Raw genomic sequence first — 17,511 nt, forward strand, 5'->3', positions numbered from 1 at the left:
CCGCCTGCCCCCGGCCCGACACCGCGCAAACGCAACGAGGCGCCCCGGATGAGGCGCCTCAAAAACCATCTGTTTCCAGCGGGTTGCAGGGAAGTGGATCAGCTTCCCCAGATCGTCTTCACGTAAGCTTGAGTTTCCGCATAGGGCGGGATGCCGCCGTGCCGCTGCACTGCCTTGGGGCCGGCGTTGTAGGCGGCAAGGGCCAGGGGCCAGCTGCCGAAGACGCGATATTGCTCAGCGAGGTAGCGCGCTCCGCCGTCGAGGTTCTGGTAGGGATCGGTCGCATCGACCTTCAGCAGCCGTGCCGTATCCGGCATCAGTTGCGCCAGGCCGACGGCTCCCTTGTGTGAGACGGCGGCGGCGTTCCAGTTGCTTTCCTGCTGCACCAGCCGCAGGAAGACCCCTTCGGGCACGTTGTGGCGCTGCGCAGCGGAGCGCGCCATGTCCAGGTAGGGCCCGGAATAGGCGCCATCCCACACGTCATCCCACTTGGTCGGCGTGCGGATCGCCTGCGGGGTCAGTCGGACCGAGGCCGCGTATTGCGATGCCGCACGTTGATCCAGCAGCCGGGTCTGCGCGCCGAATTGCTTCTTGCGGGCCTGTGAGGCCAGGACATCCGCCGCCGCGGGTGCGGCGAGACCGGCGGCCAAGGCACAGCCGATTGCGACGGTCACGGCGCGGGGGGCAGAACGTCCCGAGGGCCTGCGTGGCGTGGCAAGAAAGCGGCTGAACATGCGGCATCCCTCCGGAAATTGTCGAAACCTTGATAAATCGGCGCGATCCTAGCCGCGGCGGATGGTTTTTGCACCCCTTTCCTGGCCCGGCGGCGGCTCTTTGCCCTTCGCCGGCCTGCCCGCCCCGGCGGCATCACCGCCGTCCTGCGCCGGGTTAACCCGAACACCCACAGCAAGCGGCTTGCCCTTTCACGCCCGCTTTGATGTAACGCTCTGAACATCGGCCCTGACTCGGGGCCCCAATGCGGGGTACGCTCCCCGGGACAGTACGAAACACGAGGGGAGACGCACCATGGCAGGTTCCGTCAACAAGGTCATCCTGATCGGCAATCTGGGGCGCGACCCCGAAGTGCGGTCGTTCCAGAACGGCGGCAAGGTCTGCAACCTGCGGATCGCCACGTCGGAGAACTGGAAGGACCGCAACACCGGCGAACGCCGCGAACGCACCGAATGGCATTCGGTCGCCATCTTTTCCGAGCCGCTGGTCCGCGTGGCCGAGCAGTATCTGCGCAAGGGTTCGAAGGTCTACATCGAGGGCAAGCTGGAAACGCGCAAGTGGCAGGACCAGTCCGGCCAGGACCGCTACTCGACCGAGATCGTGCTGCGCCCCTACCAGTCCGAGCTGACCATGCTCGACGGTCGCGGTGAAGGCGGCGGCGGTGGTGGCGGCAGCTACGGTGGCGGCCAGGGTGGCGGCTACGGCGGTGGCGGCGGCGGTTACGACGGTGGCGCCGGTGGCGGCTACGACGACCGTGGCGGCTTCGGCGGCGGGTCCGGTGGCTCGGGTGGCGGCGGCGGTGGCCGCAACAGCGACCTGGACGACGAGATCCCGTTCTGATCCGCCCCCCGGCCTAGCGCCACAGCGCCTCGGCCAGGGTCAGCGCCAGCCAGACCGGCGGCGCCAGACACAGAAACACCAGCAGGGCCGCCCGCCACGTCGGGCGGCCCTGTTGCGTTTCGGGCAGGGACGTTGGGGATCGGGCGCGCGGTTTCATCCCGCCATTAACCCTGAGATAGGTTTTCACGCCCTTAACATGGGTCATGCTGCACGCCCGCCCCCCTGCCGCGCAGGCCCCCCCTGCGTCCCCAACTCCCTCCGCCCCAGAGGACACAGGTGCCTGGCGGATGCACCGTCACCCGCATTACGCCACGACGCTGGCCCAGATCGGCGCGGGAGTTTCCCGGCGCCCCGATGGGGCCCTGGTTGTGACCCGCCGGCTGGGACCGATGCGCATCCTGTGGCTGCCCGACCCCGCCGTCCTGCCTGAGCTTCGGCCCCTGCCCGGCCCGGCCCTGATCTCGGCCGGCGATGCCGCAATGGATGCCGCCCTCATGGGCAGCGGCGCGATCCGGGTGATGACGCCGCAATCGCGGGCGGTGCTGGCCCTGTTGCAAGACGAAGGCCGGCAACGCGCCGGGCTGGCCCAGAAATGGCGCAACCGCCTGAACCGGGCGGACAAGGCCGGGCTGCGCCTGCGGCACGGCCCCCTGCCCCGCAATCCCCAGCACTGGCTGCTGGCGGCAGAGGCCGCACAGCAGCGCGCGCGCAGCTATCGCGCCCTGCCCCCCGCCTTCGCCCTCAACTGGCCGGAGACGCGACTGTTCACGGCGACCTGGAACGGCGAGGCGATCGCCGCCATGCTTTTCCTGCTTCACGCCCCCGGCGCCAGCTACCACATCGGATGGAGCGGAGAGGCGGGCCGCCGCCTGTCGGCGCACACCATGCTGCTGTGGACCGCGATGCGCTGGCTGGCGGCGCGGGGCATCACGCGGCTGGACCTCGGCCCGGTGGATCGCGACCGTGCCCCGGGCCTGCTGCGGTTCAAGCTGGGCAGCGGCGCCCATGTCATGGATACGGGCCACACCTGGTTCCATAGCCGGTTTTCTGCACCGCTTGGCCGCTGTCTCGGCTGATCCCCGCTTTGGGCCTTTCTTTTCTGGCCATACCGGGCTAGGGCCTGCGCGAGACCCTAAGAGGACCCCACATGGATCTGCGCAATATCGCCATCATCGCCCACGTCGACCACGGCAAGACCACGCTCGTTGACGAACTGCTGAAACAATCCGGCGCCTTCCGCGCCAACCAGGCCGTTGCCGAACGCGCCATGGACAGCAACGACCTGGAACGCGAGCGCGGCATCACCATTCTCGCCAAGGCCACCTCGGTCGAATGGAAGAACACCCGCATCAACATCGTCGACACCCCTGGCCACGCCGACTTCGGCGCCGAGGTGGAACGGATCCTCTCGATGGTCGACGGCGTGGTCCTGCTGGTCGATGCCGCCGAAGGCCCGATGCCGCAAACCAAGTTCGTGACCTCCAAGGCGCTGGCCCTGGGCCTGCGTCCGATCGTGGTGCTGAACAAGGTGGACAAGCCCGACGCCGAACCCGACCGCGCGCTGGACGAGGTCTTCGACCTGTTCTCGGCGCTGGATGCGAACGAGGATCAGCTCGACTTCCCGCATATGTACGCCTCCGGCCGCTCCGGCTGGGCCGACAATGAACTGGACGGCCCGCGCAAGAACCTGGACGCGCTGTTCAACCTGATCGTCAACCACGTGCCCAAGCCCAAGCAGCAGGCGCACCAGGACGACGATTTCCGCATGCTGGCCGTGACCCTGGGCGCCGACCCCTTCGTGGGCCGCATGCTGACCGGCCGCGTGGAATCCGGCAAGCTGAAGGTCGGTCAGACCGTGCAGGCGATCTCCCGCATCGGCCAGAAGGTCGAACAGTTCCGCGTCACCAAGATCCAGGCCTTCCGCGGCCTGATGCAGCAGGACATCGAGGAAGCCATCGCGGGCGACATCGTCAGCATCGCCGGCATGACCAAGGCGACCGTGGCCGACACGATCTGTGCCCTGGCCGTGGACGAGCCGCTGGAAGCCCAGCCGATCGACCCGCCGACCATCACCGTGACCTTCGGCATCAACGACAGCCCGCTGGCAGGTCGTGACGGCAAGAAGGTGCAGTCCCGCGTCATTCGCGACCGCCTGATGAAGGAAGCCGAGACCAATGTCGCGATCAAGGTCGCCGACACCCCCGGTGGCGAGGCCTTCGAGGTTTCAGGCCGTGGCGAACTTCAGATGGGCGTGCTGATCGAGAACATGCGCCGCGAAGGCTTCGAGCTGTCGATCTCCCGTCCGCAGGTGATCCTGCGCGAGGAAGACGGCCAGAAGATGGAGCCGATCGAGGAAGCCACCATCGACGTCGACGACGAATATTCCGGCGCGGTGATCGAAAAGCTGACCGGCGCCCGCAAGGGTGACCTGGTGGAGATGAAGCAGGCGGGCGCCGGCAAGACCCGGATCATCGCCCATGTGCCGTCGCGCGGGCTGATCGGCTACCATGGCGAATTCCTGACCGACACCCGCGGCACCGGCGTGCTGAACCGCGTGTTCCATTCCTGGTCGCCCTTCAAGGGGCCGATCCCGGGCCGTCGCGCGGGCGTGCTGATCTCGATGGAGAACGGCCAGGCCGTGGCCTATGCGCTGTGGAACCTCGAAGATCGCGGTCGCATGTTCATCGGCGCCCAGGCAGATGTCTACCAGGGCATGATCATCGGCGAGCACAGCCGCGAGAACGACCTGGAAGTGAACCCGCTGAAGGGCAAGAAGCTGACCAACGTGCGGGCCTCGGGCACCGACGACGCGGTGCGCCTGACCACCCCAATCACCCTGTCGCTGGAAGAGGCCATCGCCTACATCAACGACGACGAACTGGTCGAGGTGACGCCGAACGCGATCCGCCTGCGCAAGCGGTTCCTGGACCCGCATGAGCGCAAGCGCGCCGCGAAGTCCTGATCGGGTCTGGCCGCGCCTCAGCGCGGCCATGCCTTCGGCGAGAGTATTTTCAGCTTTCGGATATTGGAGAGGCGCGGATCAGATGGTCCGCGCCTTTTCCGTGGCTGCCAGCAGCGCCTCCGACAGGGCCGCATCGAACCCGCCCCGGCGCAGATGGGTCAGACCGGCAGCGGTGGTGCCGGCGTAGTCCACCATCTCCTGCACCTGCCCGGCGGGCGTGGCCCCCTCCTTCAGCATCTGGCCCGAGGCGAGGAACAACTGGCGAATGGCACGGGTCGCGATCTCCTCGGGGATGCCTTGGGCCGTGGCATGGCGGATCATGCTGTCGGCGAAATAGGCGACGAAGCCCGGCACCGGGCCGGTCAGGGCGGTGAAATCGTCGATATGGGCCTCATCGGTGATCTCATCCGTGACGCCGATGGCACCAAAGATGGCCGTGGCCGTGGCCCGGTCCTCAGCGGTGACGGCGCCGCCCGCGACCCAGGGGGTATAGGCTAACCGCCGCTCCGCCGCCGGGTTGGACATGGCCCGGATCACCCGGTGGGCGCCCGTGGCGTGCCGCATCCCGTCGAGCGTTAGCCCCGCCACCACCGACAGGACCAGCCGGTCGCGCAGTTCCAGCGACAGGGAAGGTACCACGGCGGGCGGCACCGCCAGCACCACCACGTCGCAGGCCGCGCCGAGGGCTGCCAGGTCGGTGGTCTGGGTGACCGCAGCGCCCCCCTCCAGCGTGACCGGGGCGCCGCTACGATTGGCCAGCCAAAGATTTGATCCGGGTAAGCCGCCCATCAACAGCCCCTGCGCCATGGCGCGCCCCAATTGCCCGGTGCCGATGACGCCGACCGTGATCTCTGACAGCATGGTGCCCTCTTCTATCTCGCCCCAAGCGTAGCAGGAGGGTGCAAACGAAAAAAGCCGCGCCCGGGGCGCAGCTTTTCTGGGTCTCTCGATGATCGGGCCGGGCCCGGAGGATCACTCCTCGAAGGCCTCGACGATCATCAGGTCGCGTTCCGAGGCGCCGCGGGCATGGCTCAGGGCTTCCTGGTAGTCGGGGCCGTGGTAGCAAGCCTCGGCCTCTTCCAGCGAGGGGAAGACGGCGACGACATTGCGCGACTTCTCGTTGCCTTCCAGCCAGGTGTAGCGGCCGCCACGGGCCAGGAACTTGCCGCCATGCTTGGCGATGGCGGGGCCGGCCAGCTTGGCGTAGCGGCCATAGGCCTCTTCGTCGGTCACATGCACATGGGCAATCCAGTAAGCCTGGGGCATCGTCTCTCTCCTTACGCTTCCAACACGGCGCGGCCCGCGGCCAGCGCCTGATCCGCACCGGCAAAGTCCTTGCCGCCGCCCTGGGCCATGTCGGGACGGCCCCCGCCGCCCTTGCCGCCCACGGCCGGAACGGCGGCCTTCAGCACGTCCACCGCCGAGACCTTGTCGGTCAGATCGTCGGTGACGCCGCAGGCCACGGCCACCTTGCCGTCATCCTCGGCCACCAGCAGCACCACGCCCGAGCCCAGCTTTTGCTTGTGCGCGTCGATCAGCGCCCGCAGGTCCTTGCCCGAGACGCCCTGCAGGGCCTGGCCCAGGAACTTGACGCCATTGACCTCTTCGGCCTCGGCGCCACCACCCGAACCGCCGCCGCCCATGGCGATCTCGCGCTTCAGCTGGGCCACTTCGTTTTCCAGCTTGCGGCGCTCTTCCATCAGGGACTTCACGCGGTCCACCGCCTCGGTCCCCTGGGCCTTCAGCAGGCCCTCGATGGTCGACAGGGTCACGTCGCGGCCCCGCAGCTCGGCCAGGGCCGCCTCGCCCGTCAGGGCCTCGATCCGACGCACACCCGCCGAGCTGGCGCTTTCGCCGGTCAGGGCAAAGGCGCCGATGTCGCCGGTGCGGGTCACATGGGTGCCCCCGCAGAGCTCGATCGACCAGGTCTTGCCGTCCTGGCCCTTGCCGGTGTCGGCCTGGCCCATGGAAACGACGCGCACCTCGTCACCGTATTTCTCACCGAACAGCGCCTGGGCGCCCAGGGCGCGGGCGTCATCCGGGGTCATGATGCGGGTCTCGACCGCCGTGTTCTGACGGATGAAGGCGTTCACCTGGGCCTCGATGCGCGCCAGCTCCTCCGGAGTGACCGCCTGGGTGTGGGAGAAGTCGAAGCGCAGGCGTTCCGGCGCGTTCAGCGAACCACGCTGCGCCACATGGGCGCCGAGCGCCTCGCGCAGGGCCTCATGCAGCAGGTGGGTGGCCGAGTGGTTGGCGCGGATCTTCGAGCGGCGCGCGTGATCCACTTCCAGGATCGCGGACTGGGCCTTCTTCACCTGGCCCTCGACGACCTCGCCGATGTGCAGGAAGACGCCCTCGATCTTGCGGGTGTCGGTGATGCGCACGCGACCGCCCTCGGTCCGGATCTCGCCGGTGTCGCCCACCTGGCCGCCGCTTTCGGCATAGAACGGCGTCTGGTTCAGCACCAGGGTCACGCTCTCCCCCGTTTCGGCGGCCTCGGCCTGAGCACCGTCCTTAACCACGGCGATGATCTGGCCCTCGGCGGTTTCGGTGTCATAGCCCAGGAAATCGGTGGCGCCATGGGTTTCGGCGATGTCGAACCAGACGGCCTGGTCGGCGGCCTCGCCGGTGCCGGCCCAGGCCGCACGGGCCTTGGCCTTCTGCTCGGCCATGGCGGCGTCAAAGCCTTCGGTATCAACGGTGCGGCCCTGCTCGCGCAGCGCGTCCTGCGTCAGGTCGAGGGGGAAGCCATAGGTGTCATAGAGCTTGAAGGCCGAGGCACCGGGCAATTCGGCGCCCTCGGGCAGGCCCGTCAGTTCCTCATCCAGCAGTTTCAGCCCGCGGTCGAGGGTCTGGCGGAAACGGGTTTCCTCCAGCTTCAGGGTTTCCTCGATCAGCGGCTGCGCCTGACGCAGCTCGGGATAGGCCTCGCCCATCTGGCGGACCAGTTCCGGCACCAGGCGGTACATCAGCGGATCCTGCACGCCCAGCAGGTGCGCGTGGCGCGCCGCGCGGCGCAGGATGCGGCGCAGCACGTAGCCGCGCCCGTCATTGCCCGGCATCACCCCGTCGGCGATCAGGAATGAGGTGGAGCGCAGGTGGTCGGCGATCACCCGGTGATGGGTCTTGCCCGGCCCGTCGGGGTCGCTGCTGGTCGCATTGGCCGAGGCCTCGATCAGCGCGCGCATCAGGTCGGTGCCGTAGTTGTCGTTGGTGCCCTGCAGCAGTGCGGCCACCCGTTCGATCCCCATGCCGGTATCGATCGACTGCATGTCGAGCGCCCGCATCGAGCCGTCCTCGAACTGCTCGTTCTGCATGAAGACGATGTTCCAGATCTCGATGAAACGGTCGCCGTCTTCCTCCGGGCTGCCCGGAGGGCCACCCCAGAACTTGTCACCATGGTCGAAGAAGATCTCCGAACAGGGGCCGCAGGGGCCGGTCGGACCCATCTGCCAGAAGTTGTCGGAGGTATCGATGCGGATGATCCGGCTTTCCGGCACGCCGATCTTCTTCCACAGCTCATAGGCTTCGTCATCGGTGTGATAGACGGTGGTGTAGAGACGCTCGGGCGAGATGTCGAAATGCTTGGTCACCAGTTCCCAGGCAAAGGGAATGGCCTCGGTCTTGAAATAGTCACCGAAGCTGAAGTTGCCCAGCATCTCGAAGAAGGTGTGGTGGCGCGCGGTATAGCCGACGTTGTCGAGGTCGTTGTGCTTGCCACCGGCACGGACGCATTTCTGCGCGGTCGTCGCTCGGGTGTAGTCGCGATGCTCAACCCCGGTGAAGCAGTTCTTGAACTGCACCATGCCGGAGTTGGCGAACATCAGCGTCGGGTCATTCCGGGGAACCAGCGGCGAGGAGGGTACAACCGTATGTCCCTGCTTCTCGAAGTAGTTCAGGAAGGTCGAGCGGATCTCGTTCAGCGTCTTCATTCTTGGCGGCCCTTGTCCCGGTTGCCTGACGGTTCCGTCGATTTAACGGGCGCAGGGGGCAGTGTCTACCGCCCCCGGGGACGCGCGCGCGGATTTGACAGGCGACGCGCGCCTTCCCTGCGGGCACGGGCCGGGACAACGGCATTTCAGACATTGCGCCCGCCGGGTCAGCCCCCCGGCGTGCGGTGCGCGACCTTCCACAGACACCAGGGCCGCAAACGCAAAGAGCGGCCCCGGTGGCCGCTCTCTACCAGGTCGTTCTGACGGCGGGCCTCAGCCCTCCATCACGTCGCCATCGTCATCCTCGGAGAACTTCTCCCCGAACTCCAGCCCGTGGGCGGCGCGGATCTTGTCCTCGATCTCGAAGGAGATGTCGGGATTTTCCTTCAGGAAGGTCTTGGCGTTCTCACGCCCCTGCCCGATCCGTTCATCGCCGTAGCTGTACCAGCTGCCCGATTTCTCGACCACGCCGGCCTTCACGCCCATATCGATCAACTCGCCGGTCTTCGAGATGCCTTCGCCATACATGATGTCGAATTCCACCTGCTTGAACGGCGGCGCCACCTTGTTCTTCACCACCTTGACGCGGGTGGAGTTGCCGACCACCTCGTCACGGTCCTTGATCGCGCCGATGCGGCGGATGTCCATGCGGACGGAGCTGTAGAACTTCAGCGCATTACCGCCCGTCGTGGTCTCGGGACTGCCGAACATCACGCCGATCTTCATGCGGATCTGGTTGATGAAGATCACCGTGCACTTGGTGCGGCTGATCGAGCCGGTCAGCTTGCGCATCGCCTGGGACATCAGGCGGGCGTGGACACCGACGGAGCTGTCGCCCATGTCGCCTTCCAGTTCCGACTTCGGCGTCAGGGCCGCAACCGAGTCGACGATGACCATGGAGACGGCGCCCGAACGCACCAGCGTATCGGTGATCTCCAGCGCCTGTTCGCCAGTGTCGGGCTGCGAGATCAGCAGCTCGTCCAGGTCGACGCCCAGCTTGCGGGCATAGCCCGGATCCAGCGCATGTTCGGCGTCGACGAAGGCGCAGACGCCGCCCTTTTTCTGTTCCTCGGCCACGCAATGCAGCGTCAGCGTCGTCTTGCCCGAGCTTTCGGGCCCGTAGATCTCGACGATGCGCCCCTTGGGCACGCCGCCGATCCCGAGCGCGATGTCGAGGCCCAGCGAGCCGGTCGACGTGGCCTCGATCTCCTGGATGGCGTCCTTGCCCCCCAGCTTCATGATCGAGCCCTTGCCGAACTGGCGTTCGATCTGGGACAGCGCCGAATCCAGCGCCTTCTGCTTGTTGGGGTCTTTTTTGGAGTTCATGGAGAGTAGATCTGCCGTTGCCATTCTCTGCTTCCTTATTTCACACCCTGCCTGGGGCAGCAATGAGCGCTTATGTTCGCCTCTTGTTCCTCACTGTATGGGGGCAAAAAGAGAACATTTCAATCGAATTCTTCAGGATCCGACTTTGCGAAGCCAGGGTTAAGGAGTAGTTTACGGTCGCGAATGCAGGGGTCGGGATGGCCAAGGGGGTTGAAATGATGGTATTTTCCAAGGCCCGGCTGGTGTTCTTGTCGGTGCCCAAGACCGGAACGACCGCCTACGAATCCGCCCTGGGCCCGCTGGCCGACATCCTGGTGTCGAATCCGCCCGAGCTGAAACACGCCCCCGTCTATCGCTACAATCGCTTCTTCCGGCCCATGCTGGAGAAGTTCGTGGCCGAGGATCTGGAGATTCTGGCCGTGGTGCGCGAGCCGATCTCCTGGCTCGGCTCCTGGTATCGGTTCCGTCAGCGGCCCTTCATGGCCGGCAAACCCAATGCCACCCATGATCTGAGCTTCGACGATTTCGTCGAGGGCTATTGCCAGGGCCAGCGCCCGGGCTTTGCCAATGTCGGCAGCCAGGCCAAGTTCCTGGAACCCGCCGGCAACGGCACCTGTGCCACGAAGCTGTTTCGCTACGAGGATCAGGCCGGGCTGCGTGCCTGGCTGGAAGAGCGACTGGAGACCCGGATCGAGACGGCGCGAGAGAATGTATCCCCCGAGATGGACCTGGCCCTGTCGCCCGAGGTGGAGGCCAAGCTGCGGCGCAAGCAGGCCGAGGAATTCGCGCTCTACGATAGCATTCCCGTCCGCTGACGCCGGCAGGCGAACCGCCCGGACAGCCCCTGCCTGGCCCGGTCAGTCGCCCGACACGGCGCCGCGCGCCAACTGGCGCTGCACCGTTTCTGTCAATTCGGCCAGGGAAAACGGCTTGGGCAGGAAGACCGACCCGCGGATGCGCCGGGCCGAGTCGGCGAAACTGTCCTCGGCATAGCCGGAGACGAAGACCACCCGCGTGCCGGGCCGGGTTTTCAGCGCCTCGCGCACCCAGCTGGGCCCGTCCATGCCGGGCATGATCACGTCAGTGACGAAGATGCCGATGTCGCGGTCGGTGGCGGCCAGCACCTCCAGCGCCTGTTCGCCGCTTTCGGCCTCCAGCACGTCATAGCCGCGCAAACGCAGGGCCCGGCCGGCAAAGGCACGCACCGGCGCCTCGTCCTCCACCAGCAGAACCACGCCTTCGGCCCGCGCGGGAATCTCCGCCTCGGCCGGTCCGGCAGGGGCCACATCGCACGACGCCTCCGCCTCCCGCGCGGGGAAGAGCAGCGTGAAACAGGTGCCCTCACCCGGGGTGCTGTCGATGAAGATGAAACCGCCCGACTGCTTGATGATCCCGTAGGCGGTCGACAGGCCCAGCCCGGTGCCCTCGCCCACGCGCTTGGTGGTGAAGAAGGGCTCGAACACCTTCGGCAGCTTGTCGGGCGGAATGCCGTGGCCGGTGTCACTGACCCGCAGTTGGACGTAATCCCCGGGCGCCACCACGGCGCGGTCGCGGCGCATTTCGCCGTCGAGGTGCAGCACCTCGGTCTGGATGCGGATCTCTCCCCCCTCGGGCATCGCGTCGCGGGCGTTGACCACCAGGTTCATCAGCACCTGTTCCAGCTGCCGCTTGTCCGCCCGGATCTGCGGCAGCAGCGGATCATGGCTGAGCGACAGGGTCACCTTCTCCCCCACCAGGCGGTTCAGCAGATGGGTCAGATCCGACAGCGTGTCGCGCAGGTCCAGCGGTTCAGGCCGCAGGGTCTGCTTGCGCGAAAAGGCCAGCAACTGCCCGACCAGGGACGCGGCGCGGTTGGCGTTCTGGTTGACCTGGATGAGGTCGGCGTAGTCCGGATCCCCCGGATCGTGGCGCAGCAGCAGCAGGTCGCAATGGCCGGTGATCGCGGTCAGCAGGTTGTTGAAGTCATGCGCCACGCCCCCGGCCAGCTGGCCGATGGCCTGCATCTTCTGGCTCTGGACGAACTGCGCCTCCAGCGTCTTGAGCTCGGTCGCGTCCGACAGTACGGCGATCAGCGCGTTGCGCCCCTCGTGTGGCACCGGCTTCACCGCCACCTGAACGAAGACCTCGCGATCGGAATGCGACAGACGCAGGAACTCCGAGTGCGGCTTGCTCTGCCCGTCCACCGGCTGCCCGGCGGCCTCGGCCAGCCATTCCGGGATCGACCGACCCAGCCCCTCCATCAACTCCCCCAGCACCGCGTCGGGGCGCGGACCGATGGACAGCAACTGGCAGGCGGCGGCATTGGCCAGCTCGATCTCCCCCTCGACCGACAGGCGCAGGATCGGCACCGGCAGGGCGTCGACCATGGACCAGATCAGCTCGCTGCCCCGCGCCACGGGCTGCGCCCGGTCGGCGGGCAGCAGCAGCACCTCGCGCCGGCCGCCGACGCGGGGAGCAGAGCGCAGGAACCGCTCTTCCGTGCCGCTAGCGGTGCGGATCACCACGCGCCCCTCGGCGCGCTCCGGATCCTCCGGCCCCTCGATCACCAGGTCTTCCAGGTGCTGCACCCGGCCGCCGGCCAGCGCGCGCGCTGCGTCATTCATGTAAAGCACCGCGTTGCCCCGCCCCAGCGACAGCATCGGCAGCGCGCCGCCCTCCGCGGCCAGGGGGCCGCCCAGCTCCTCCAGGCGCCAGAGGATACGATGCGCAGCGCGCCCCTCCGCCCTGTCCAGAACCTGTGCGCTGAGACGCAGGTGCCCGACCCGGCCCACCAGGTCCTCACGCACGGAGCTTCGATCCTGCAGCTCCATCCGCAGGCGCCGCAGCACGGCCGCCGGCTGTTCCAGGCGTGGCTCCAGCGCCGCCTCCAGCGTCTCGGCCGTGCCACCGGGCAGCATGTCGCGGGCAACACGGTTGGCGAAGAGAAGATCGTTTTCCGGGCCGGTGATCAGGACCGAGGCGGGGTCGTTTTCCAGCACGGCCTCGACGGAAGCGCGGACGCCGTGCCGCATGGCAGCCCCCTGCGGCGCCGCGGCCTGCGCCTGCTGTGGCCAGAAGGCCAGCCAGCCCAGCACCAGGGCCAGGCTCACCCCGCTCAACAGGAAGGCCAGGGTCAGGATCGGGTCGGGCACCACGACGGCGACGATGACGAAAACCAAGCTGAGCCCGAACAGCAGCGGCGCCCGCGCGCCGAGGGCACGCCGGGCCAGCTCCGTCCGTTCCGCTGCCAAGCCGGTCTGGGCCACCTTGCCTCCTGTCGCCAAACGCCCCCGCAGCTTGCGCCGGCAGGATTTAAGCGATGGTTAACAGGACCCAGAGTAACGTCGCCGCGCCGGGCAGAACACGCCCGCAAGCCGCACAGGGATGGGACATTAGTCGCGCAATAGTTGCGATACGTAGAAGCCGTCACCGCCGTCCAGCGGTGTCAGGCGTCGTTCGCTGTCCTGCCGCCAACCGGGCGTGCGCTCCAGGAAGGCACGGATCTGCGCGGCGTTCTCGGCATCAAAGAGCGAGCAGGTCGCATAGGCCAGCCGCCCCCCCGGGGCGACCAAGGGCGCGGCCGTATCGAGGATCTGCGCCTGGATCGCCGTCAACTCCTCCAGCCGGTCCCGGGTCAGGCGCCACTTGCCCTCAGGCGCGCGTCGCCATGCGCCGCTGCCGGAACAGGGCACGTCGCAGAAGACCAGATCGAAGGGGCCATGAGCGGCCAGATCATCGCTGTCCAGCAGGGTCACACGCAGGCCCGCACGCCGGGCGCGGGCCGGCAGGTCCTTCATCCGCTGGGGCGCCGCGTCATGGGCGTGCAGGCGCAGCTCGGCCCGGGCGCCGAGGGCCAGCGACTTGCCGCCGCCGCCCGCGCAGTAATCAAGCACCCGCTGCCCGTCGGCGACCGGCACCGCTTCGCAGATGGCCTGGCTGCCCGCATCCTGCATCTCGAACCGGCCATCCTCGTAGGCGGCGGTGCGTTGCAGCTTGCGGGCCCCCTCCGTGACTTCCAACGCGGCCCGGGCCAGCTCCATCGGCTGCGCGGTGATGCCCTCGTCGGCCAACTCCGCCTGCAGGGCACCGCGGGTCGACAGACGGCGGTTCACCCGGATCTGCACCGGGGCCCGGGCGCGCAGCGCCTTGGCCACGGCCAGGGCATCCAGGCCCAAAGAAGCCTCGAAATCGGGGCGGACCCAGTCGGGGATGTCGGCCCAGGCGGCCTCGTCGTCGCTCAGACTCTGCCCGGTCTCGGCCTCGGTCAGCGGCGCCGGCGCATGCCCCTCGCCGGTGAAGACCTCTGCCGGGTCCTGCCCGGCGTCGCGCAGCATCCCAGCCATCAAGCCGCGCCCTGTCCGCGCGCCGCCCAGCACGGCGAAGGAGCCCATGCAGCGTAGCGCGTCGAACACGTGGTCCCGGATCGCCGCGCGATCCTTAGACCCGGCAAAGCGGGCGCCCCGCGCCCAGGAGGTCAGCGCCTTCTCGGCGGCCTCCCCCTCCAGTACGCGGTCGAGGATCTCGGCGGCGGCGGCGATGCGGGCGGCGGGCTGCATCAGGCGGCCCCGTCGGTCATGGCGAAGATCTTGCCCGGGTTCAGGATACCCTTGGGGTCCAGCGCCGCCTTCACCGCACGCATGGCGACCAGCGCGGGGCCGACCTCCTCGGCCAGGGCGCCCATCTTGCCCTGCCCGATCCCGTGTTCGCCGGTGCAGGTGCCCCCCGCCGCCTGAGCGCGCAGGGTGATCGCATGCAGGAAGTCCTCGACCCGCGCGGCCTCCTCCGCATCCTCCGGGTCGGTCATCAGAACGACGTGGAAGTTGCCGTCACCCACGTGGCCAAGGATGGTGCCGATCAGCCCCTTGGCCTCCAGGTCCGCCTGGGCGGCGGAGATGTTCTCGGCCAGGGCAGAGATCGGTACGCAGGCGTCACTGACCAGTCCCTTGCAGCCCGGTCGCAGCGCCAGCGCGGCCCAGTAGCTATCGTGGCGCGCGGCCCACAGCTTGTTGCGGGTATCGGGATCGGTCGACCAGTCGATATGGGTCGCCCCGGCATCGCGGGCGATCTCGGCGAAGGTTTCGGCGGTGTCCTGCGCCACGACCTCGGTGCCCGTGCATTCAAAGAACAGTGTCACGGTCTCTTCGAGGTCCAGCTTAGAATAGGCATTGCAGGCGCGGATCTGCATGGCGTCCAACAGCTCCACACGGCCGATGTCCAGCCCCATCTGAACCAGCAGGATGACGGCGGAGACGGCGCTGTCGAGATCGGGGAAGGCCGCGATGCCCCCCAGAACGGTTTCCGGAATGCCGCGCAGGCGCAAGGTTGCCTCGGTGATGACCCCCAGGGTCCCTTCGGAGCCGATCATCAGCCGTGTCAGATCATACCCGGCGGAGGATTTCGCCGCACGCGAGCCTGTGCGGATGACGGTGCCATCGGCCAGAACCACCTCCAGCGCCAGCACGTTGTCGGCCATGGTGCCATAGCGGACGGCATTGGTGCCGGACGCCCGGGTGGCGCACATGCCACCGACCGAAGCGTCGGCGCCGGGGTCGATGGGGAAGGTCAGGCCGGTGGCCCGCAACTCCTCGTTCAGGCGCTTGCGGGTGATACCTGGCTGCACCACGGCCAGCAGGTCCTCGGGGTGGGTTTCCAGAACGGCGGCCATGCGGCTCATGTCCAGGGACACCCCCCCCTGGGGCGCGTTCAGCTGCCCTTCCAGCGAGGAGCCCGCGCCGAAGGGAATGACCGGCACGCCCTGAGCCCAGCAGGTCCGCAGGATCAGCGACACCTCTTCAGTGCTTTCCGGCCAGACCACCATGTCGGGGGCCTGGGTGCCGCGGCCCGTCGCCGTGTTGGCGTGCTGCGCACGGATCGCAGCGCCGGTTTGAATCCGGTCGCCGAAGGCCTCGGCCAGGGTCGCGTGCACGGTGGCGATTGCGGTTTCACGCGGTTGTACCGTCTGGGTCATCAAAGCCTCCTGCGCTGCGCAAACGATCTACCGGGCGCAGTCGCGGGCCAGGCCGCCTGCGCGCGGGATCAGAGGCCTTTCCCCTAAACCGCCCGCCGGGGGGAGGCAAGCGGGACCGCCCGCGCCGAGCCGCCAGGGGCGCGTGCCCCACGGTCGCGCACCGACCCGGACCGGAGAGTGGCGCGCGCCCCAAGAAATCCGCAATGATACTTTTTTCTATATATTTTATATACTTAAATCTCATATCTAACAAATTCCATCAAGCACCACCGCCTTTTCCCGTTTCCGCGACCGTATCCACCGGCTCGACAAGTTGATGCACTTTCCACCGTTAAACCTTTTCCAGGGCCGCGAAAAACATATCCACCTTGTCTCCACATCTCGATCCCGCGACCGTCCACAGATCCAGGCCGGCGGCACCAGTCAAACAGCGCCGACCCGCATAGCTTCACGCGGAGCGACAGCTTGTCGCCACAACAGATTGCAATTGGGACATTTCCAGCAAGGCGCCGTCACCTCGTTCAGTCTGAAAAATGGCGACCGCAGCGGAGGCAAGATCCGCCCAAGCCCCCTGTTCCGCCAGCCTTTTCCACGTCGGGGCCGCAAAACATACCAGCCCATCCCCAGAGTTATCCACAGGCTTCTCCCGAGTGGGGATGACCCGGCTTGGTAGCGATAACGCTTTCTCTCGCCCCGCGCGTCGGAATACCGTATGCCTGCCCGCGAAACACCCATCCCGGAGGAGGACCCGCCGATGCTGATCTGTTGTGGCGAAGCCCTGATCGACATGATCCCCGCCAAGACAAAGGACGGCCAGGACGCCTACGTGCCCCACGTTGGCGGTGCCGTCTTCAACACCGCCATCGCCCTCGGCCGCCTGGGCACCGAGGTCGGCATGATCTCCGGCATTTCGACCGACCCCTTCGGAGAGCGGCTGAAGGAGGCCCTGGGCGCATCGGGGGTCGACACCACCCGCCTGATCCGCGCCGATCGGCCCACCACCATGGCCTATGTGACACTTCAGGAAGGCAGTGCAAGCTACAGTTTTCACGACGAAAATTCTGCCGGCCGCATGATTGCGCCGGAGGACCTTCCAGCGCTGCCCGAGACCTGCGAGGCGCTTTATTTCGGGGGGATCTCCCTCGCGGTCGAACCTGGGGCGGAGACCTACGCGACCCTCTGCGCGCGGGAATGCGCGGACCGCGTGGTGATGGTCGACCCGAACATCCGCCCCGGGTTCATTCGCGACGAGGCCGCCTTCCGGGATCGCATGGACCGGATGCTCGGCCAGGCCGATATCATCAAGATTTCGGACGAGGACCTGGACTGGCTTCAGCCCGGGACCCAAGGCTCCAGCGAGAAAGCCCGCGCCCTGCAGGCGCAGACCGGCGCGCTGGTGATCCTGACGCGGGGCGCGCGCGGGGCCGAGGCCTTCCACGCCGGGGGCGAGCTCCAGGTGCCGGCCCGCACCGCCGAGATGGTCGATACCGTGGGCGCCGGGGATACCTTCAACGCCGGTGTCCTTGCCGAGCTTTCCGCGCGCGGCCGGCTCAGCAAGGACGACCTGGCCGCGATCGACGAGACCGATCTGCGCGCGGCGCTCGACTTCGGCGCACGGGTCGCCGCCGTCACCGTCTCTCGGGCCGGCGCAAACCCGCCCTGGCGATCCGAGCTCGACTGACAGATCCCGACCTGTTGTCATTTCCGGCATTTCGGCCGGAAATGACAAGCTCGGTCACCTGCGCGCCCGCAAAGGCGCTTGTTCTTTCTGA

14 protein-coding genes are annotated in these 17,511 nt (G+C 67.5%); 5 read left to right on the top strand and 9 right to left on the bottom strand.

The features are described 5' to 3' along the window. Positions 1-98: 98 nt before the first annotated feature. Complete coding sequence (locus CVM50_RS14165) at positions 99-734, bottom strand: lytic transglycosylase domain-containing protein (RefSeq protein WP_085888029.1); 636 nt, start codon at positions 732-734, stop codon at positions 99-101. 292 nt (positions 735-1,026) lie between these two features. Between CVM50_RS14165 and ssb the strand changes: the two genes are divergently transcribed. Further along, positions 1,027-1,572: a single-stranded DNA-binding protein gene (gene ssb / locus CVM50_RS14170; RefSeq protein ID WP_085888030.1), complete on the top strand. Its 546-nt coding sequence runs from the start codon at positions 1,027-1,029 to the stop codon at positions 1,570-1,572. A gap of 13 nt (positions 1,573-1,585) precedes the next feature. Here ssb and CVM50_RS21395 read toward each other — a convergent pair whose 3' ends face one another. Further along, a complete protein-coding gene (locus tag CVM50_RS21395) occupies positions 1,586-1,777 on the bottom strand; it encodes a hypothetical protein (RefSeq protein WP_143515605.1) in 192 nt (63 codons plus the stop codon). 82 nt (positions 1,778-1,859) lie between these two features. Between CVM50_RS21395 and CVM50_RS14175 the strand changes: the two genes are divergently transcribed. Both CVM50_RS14175 and typA read left to right on the top strand, forming a co-directional pair. Further along, positions 1,860-2,648 carry a GNAT family N-acetyltransferase gene (locus tag CVM50_RS14175; RefSeq protein WP_157792189.1) on the top strand — a complete coding sequence of 263 codons (789 nt, stop codon included), beginning with the start codon at positions 1,860-1,862 and terminating at the stop codon, positions 2,646-2,648. Between the two features lie 71 nt (positions 2,649-2,719). Next, a complete protein-coding gene (gene typA / locus CVM50_RS14180; RefSeq protein ID WP_085888034.1) occupies positions 2,720-4,534 on the top strand; it encodes a translational GTPase TypA in 1,815 nt (604 codons plus the stop codon). A 78-nt stretch (positions 4,535-4,612) separates the two neighbouring features. Here the strand turns inward: typA and CVM50_RS14185 are convergent, their stop codons facing one another. From CVM50_RS14185 to recA, 4 genes are all read right to left on the bottom strand, one after another. Then, entirely contained in the window at positions 4,613-5,395 is a 783-nt protein-coding gene (locus CVM50_RS14185) for a pyrroline-5-carboxylate reductase family protein (protein ID WP_085888036.1), read from the bottom strand. Between the two features lie 111 nt (positions 5,396-5,506). Beyond that, positions 5,507-5,800 (bottom strand): DUF1330 domain-containing protein, encoded by a 294-nt coding sequence (locus CVM50_RS14190; RefSeq protein WP_085888037.1) that lies wholly within the window; start codon positions 5,798-5,800, stop codon positions 5,507-5,509. 11 nt (positions 5,801-5,811) lie between these two features. After that, a complete protein-coding gene (gene alaS, locus CVM50_RS14195) occupies positions 5,812-8,466 on the bottom strand; it encodes an alanine--tRNA ligase (RefSeq protein WP_085888039.1) in 2,655 nt (884 codons plus the stop codon). 273 nt (positions 8,467-8,739) lie between these two features. Continuing rightward, positions 8,740-9,816 carry a recombinase RecA gene (gene recA, locus CVM50_RS14200; RefSeq protein WP_085888041.1) on the bottom strand — a complete coding sequence of 359 codons (1,077 nt, stop codon included), beginning with the start codon at positions 9,814-9,816 and terminating at the stop codon, positions 8,740-8,742. A gap of 191 nt (positions 9,817-10,007) precedes the next feature. Here recA and CVM50_RS14205 point away from each other — a divergent pair, with 191 nt between their 5' ends. Next, positions 10,008-10,607, top strand: coding sequence for a sulfotransferase family protein (locus CVM50_RS14205; RefSeq protein WP_085888539.1), 600 nt, complete (start codon positions 10,008-10,010; stop codon positions 10,605-10,607). 42 nt (positions 10,608-10,649) lie between these two features. On the opposite strand, the gene CVM50_RS14210 is transcribed toward CVM50_RS14205, so the two are convergent. From CVM50_RS14210 to CVM50_RS14220, 3 genes are all read right to left on the bottom strand, one after another. Beyond that, the gene (locus CVM50_RS14210) at positions 10,650-13,037 is read right to left on the bottom strand and encodes an ATP-binding response regulator (protein WP_085888043.1); all 2,388 of its coding nucleotides are present in this window, start codon (positions 13,035-13,037) and stop codon (positions 10,650-10,652) included. Positions 13,038-13,163: 126 nt separating this feature from the next. After that, positions 13,164-14,327 carry an RsmB/NOP family class I SAM-dependent RNA methyltransferase gene (locus tag CVM50_RS14215; RefSeq protein WP_085888045.1) on the bottom strand — a complete coding sequence of 388 codons (1,164 nt, stop codon included), beginning with the start codon at positions 14,325-14,327 and terminating at the stop codon, positions 13,164-13,166. Beyond that, a complete protein-coding gene (locus tag CVM50_RS14220; RefSeq protein ID WP_085888047.1) occupies positions 14,327-15,739 on the bottom strand; it encodes an FAD-binding oxidoreductase in 1,413 nt (470 codons plus the stop codon). The genes CVM50_RS14215 and CVM50_RS14220 overlap by 1 nt, the downstream gene beginning before the upstream one ends. A 754-nt stretch (positions 15,740-16,493) precedes the next feature. On the opposite strand from CVM50_RS14220, the gene CVM50_RS14225 reads away from it, so the two are divergent. Beyond that, entirely contained in the window at positions 16,494-17,420 is a 927-nt protein-coding gene (locus tag CVM50_RS14225; RefSeq protein WP_085888048.1) for a carbohydrate kinase family protein, read from the top strand. Positions 17,421-17,511 lie beyond the last annotated feature (91 nt).

Origin of the sequence: Pseudooceanicola marinus, from assembly GCF_002786295.1 — a bacterium.
GTDB lineage: Bacteria > Pseudomonadota > Alphaproteobacteria > Rhodobacterales > Rhodobacteraceae > Pseudooceanicola > Pseudooceanicola marinus.

Coding starts and splice junctions, on each gene's coding strand:
- CVM50_RS14165 (WP_085888029.1), bottom strand. CDS start 734: ATGTTCAGCCGCTTTCTTGCCACGCCACGCAGGCCCTCGGGACGTTCT.
- ssb (WP_085888030.1), top strand. CDS start 1,027: ATGGCAGGTTCCGTCAACAAGGTCATCCTGATCGGCAATCTGGGGCGC.
- CVM50_RS21395 (WP_143515605.1), bottom strand. CDS start 1,777: ATGACCCATGTTAAGGGCGTGAAAACCTATCTCAGGGTTAATGGCGGG.
- CVM50_RS14175 (WP_157792189.1), top strand. CDS start 1,860: ATGCACCGTCACCCGCATTACGCCACGACGCTGGCCCAGATCGGCGCG.
- typA (WP_085888034.1), top strand. CDS start 2,720: ATGGATCTGCGCAATATCGCCATCATCGCCCACGTCGACCACGGCAAG.
- CVM50_RS14185 (WP_085888036.1), bottom strand. CDS start 5,395: ATGCTGTCAGAGATCACGGTCGGCGTCATCGGCACCGGGCAATTGGGG.
- CVM50_RS14190 (WP_085888037.1), bottom strand. CDS start 5,800: ATGCCCCAGGCTTACTGGATTGCCCATGTGCATGTGACCGACGAAGAG.
- alaS (WP_085888039.1), bottom strand. CDS start 8,466: ATGAAGACGCTGAACGAGATCCGCTCGACCTTCCTGAACTACTTCGAG.
- recA (WP_085888041.1), bottom strand. CDS start 9,816: ATGGCAACGGCAGATCTACTCTCCATGAACTCCAAAAAAGACCCCAAC.
- CVM50_RS14205 (WP_085888539.1), top strand. CDS start 10,008: ATGATGGTATTTTCCAAGGCCCGGCTGGTGTTCTTGTCGGTGCCCAAG.
- CVM50_RS14215 (WP_085888045.1), bottom strand. CDS start 14,327: ATGCAGCCCGCCGCCCGCATCGCCGCCGCCGCCGAGATCCTCGACCGC.
- CVM50_RS14220 (WP_085888047.1), bottom strand. CDS start 15,739: ATGACCCAGACGGTACAACCGCGTGAAACCGCAATCGCCACCGTGCAC.
- CVM50_RS14225 (WP_085888048.1), top strand. CDS start 16,494: ATGCTGATCTGTTGTGGCGAAGCCCTGATCGACATGATCCCCGCCAAG.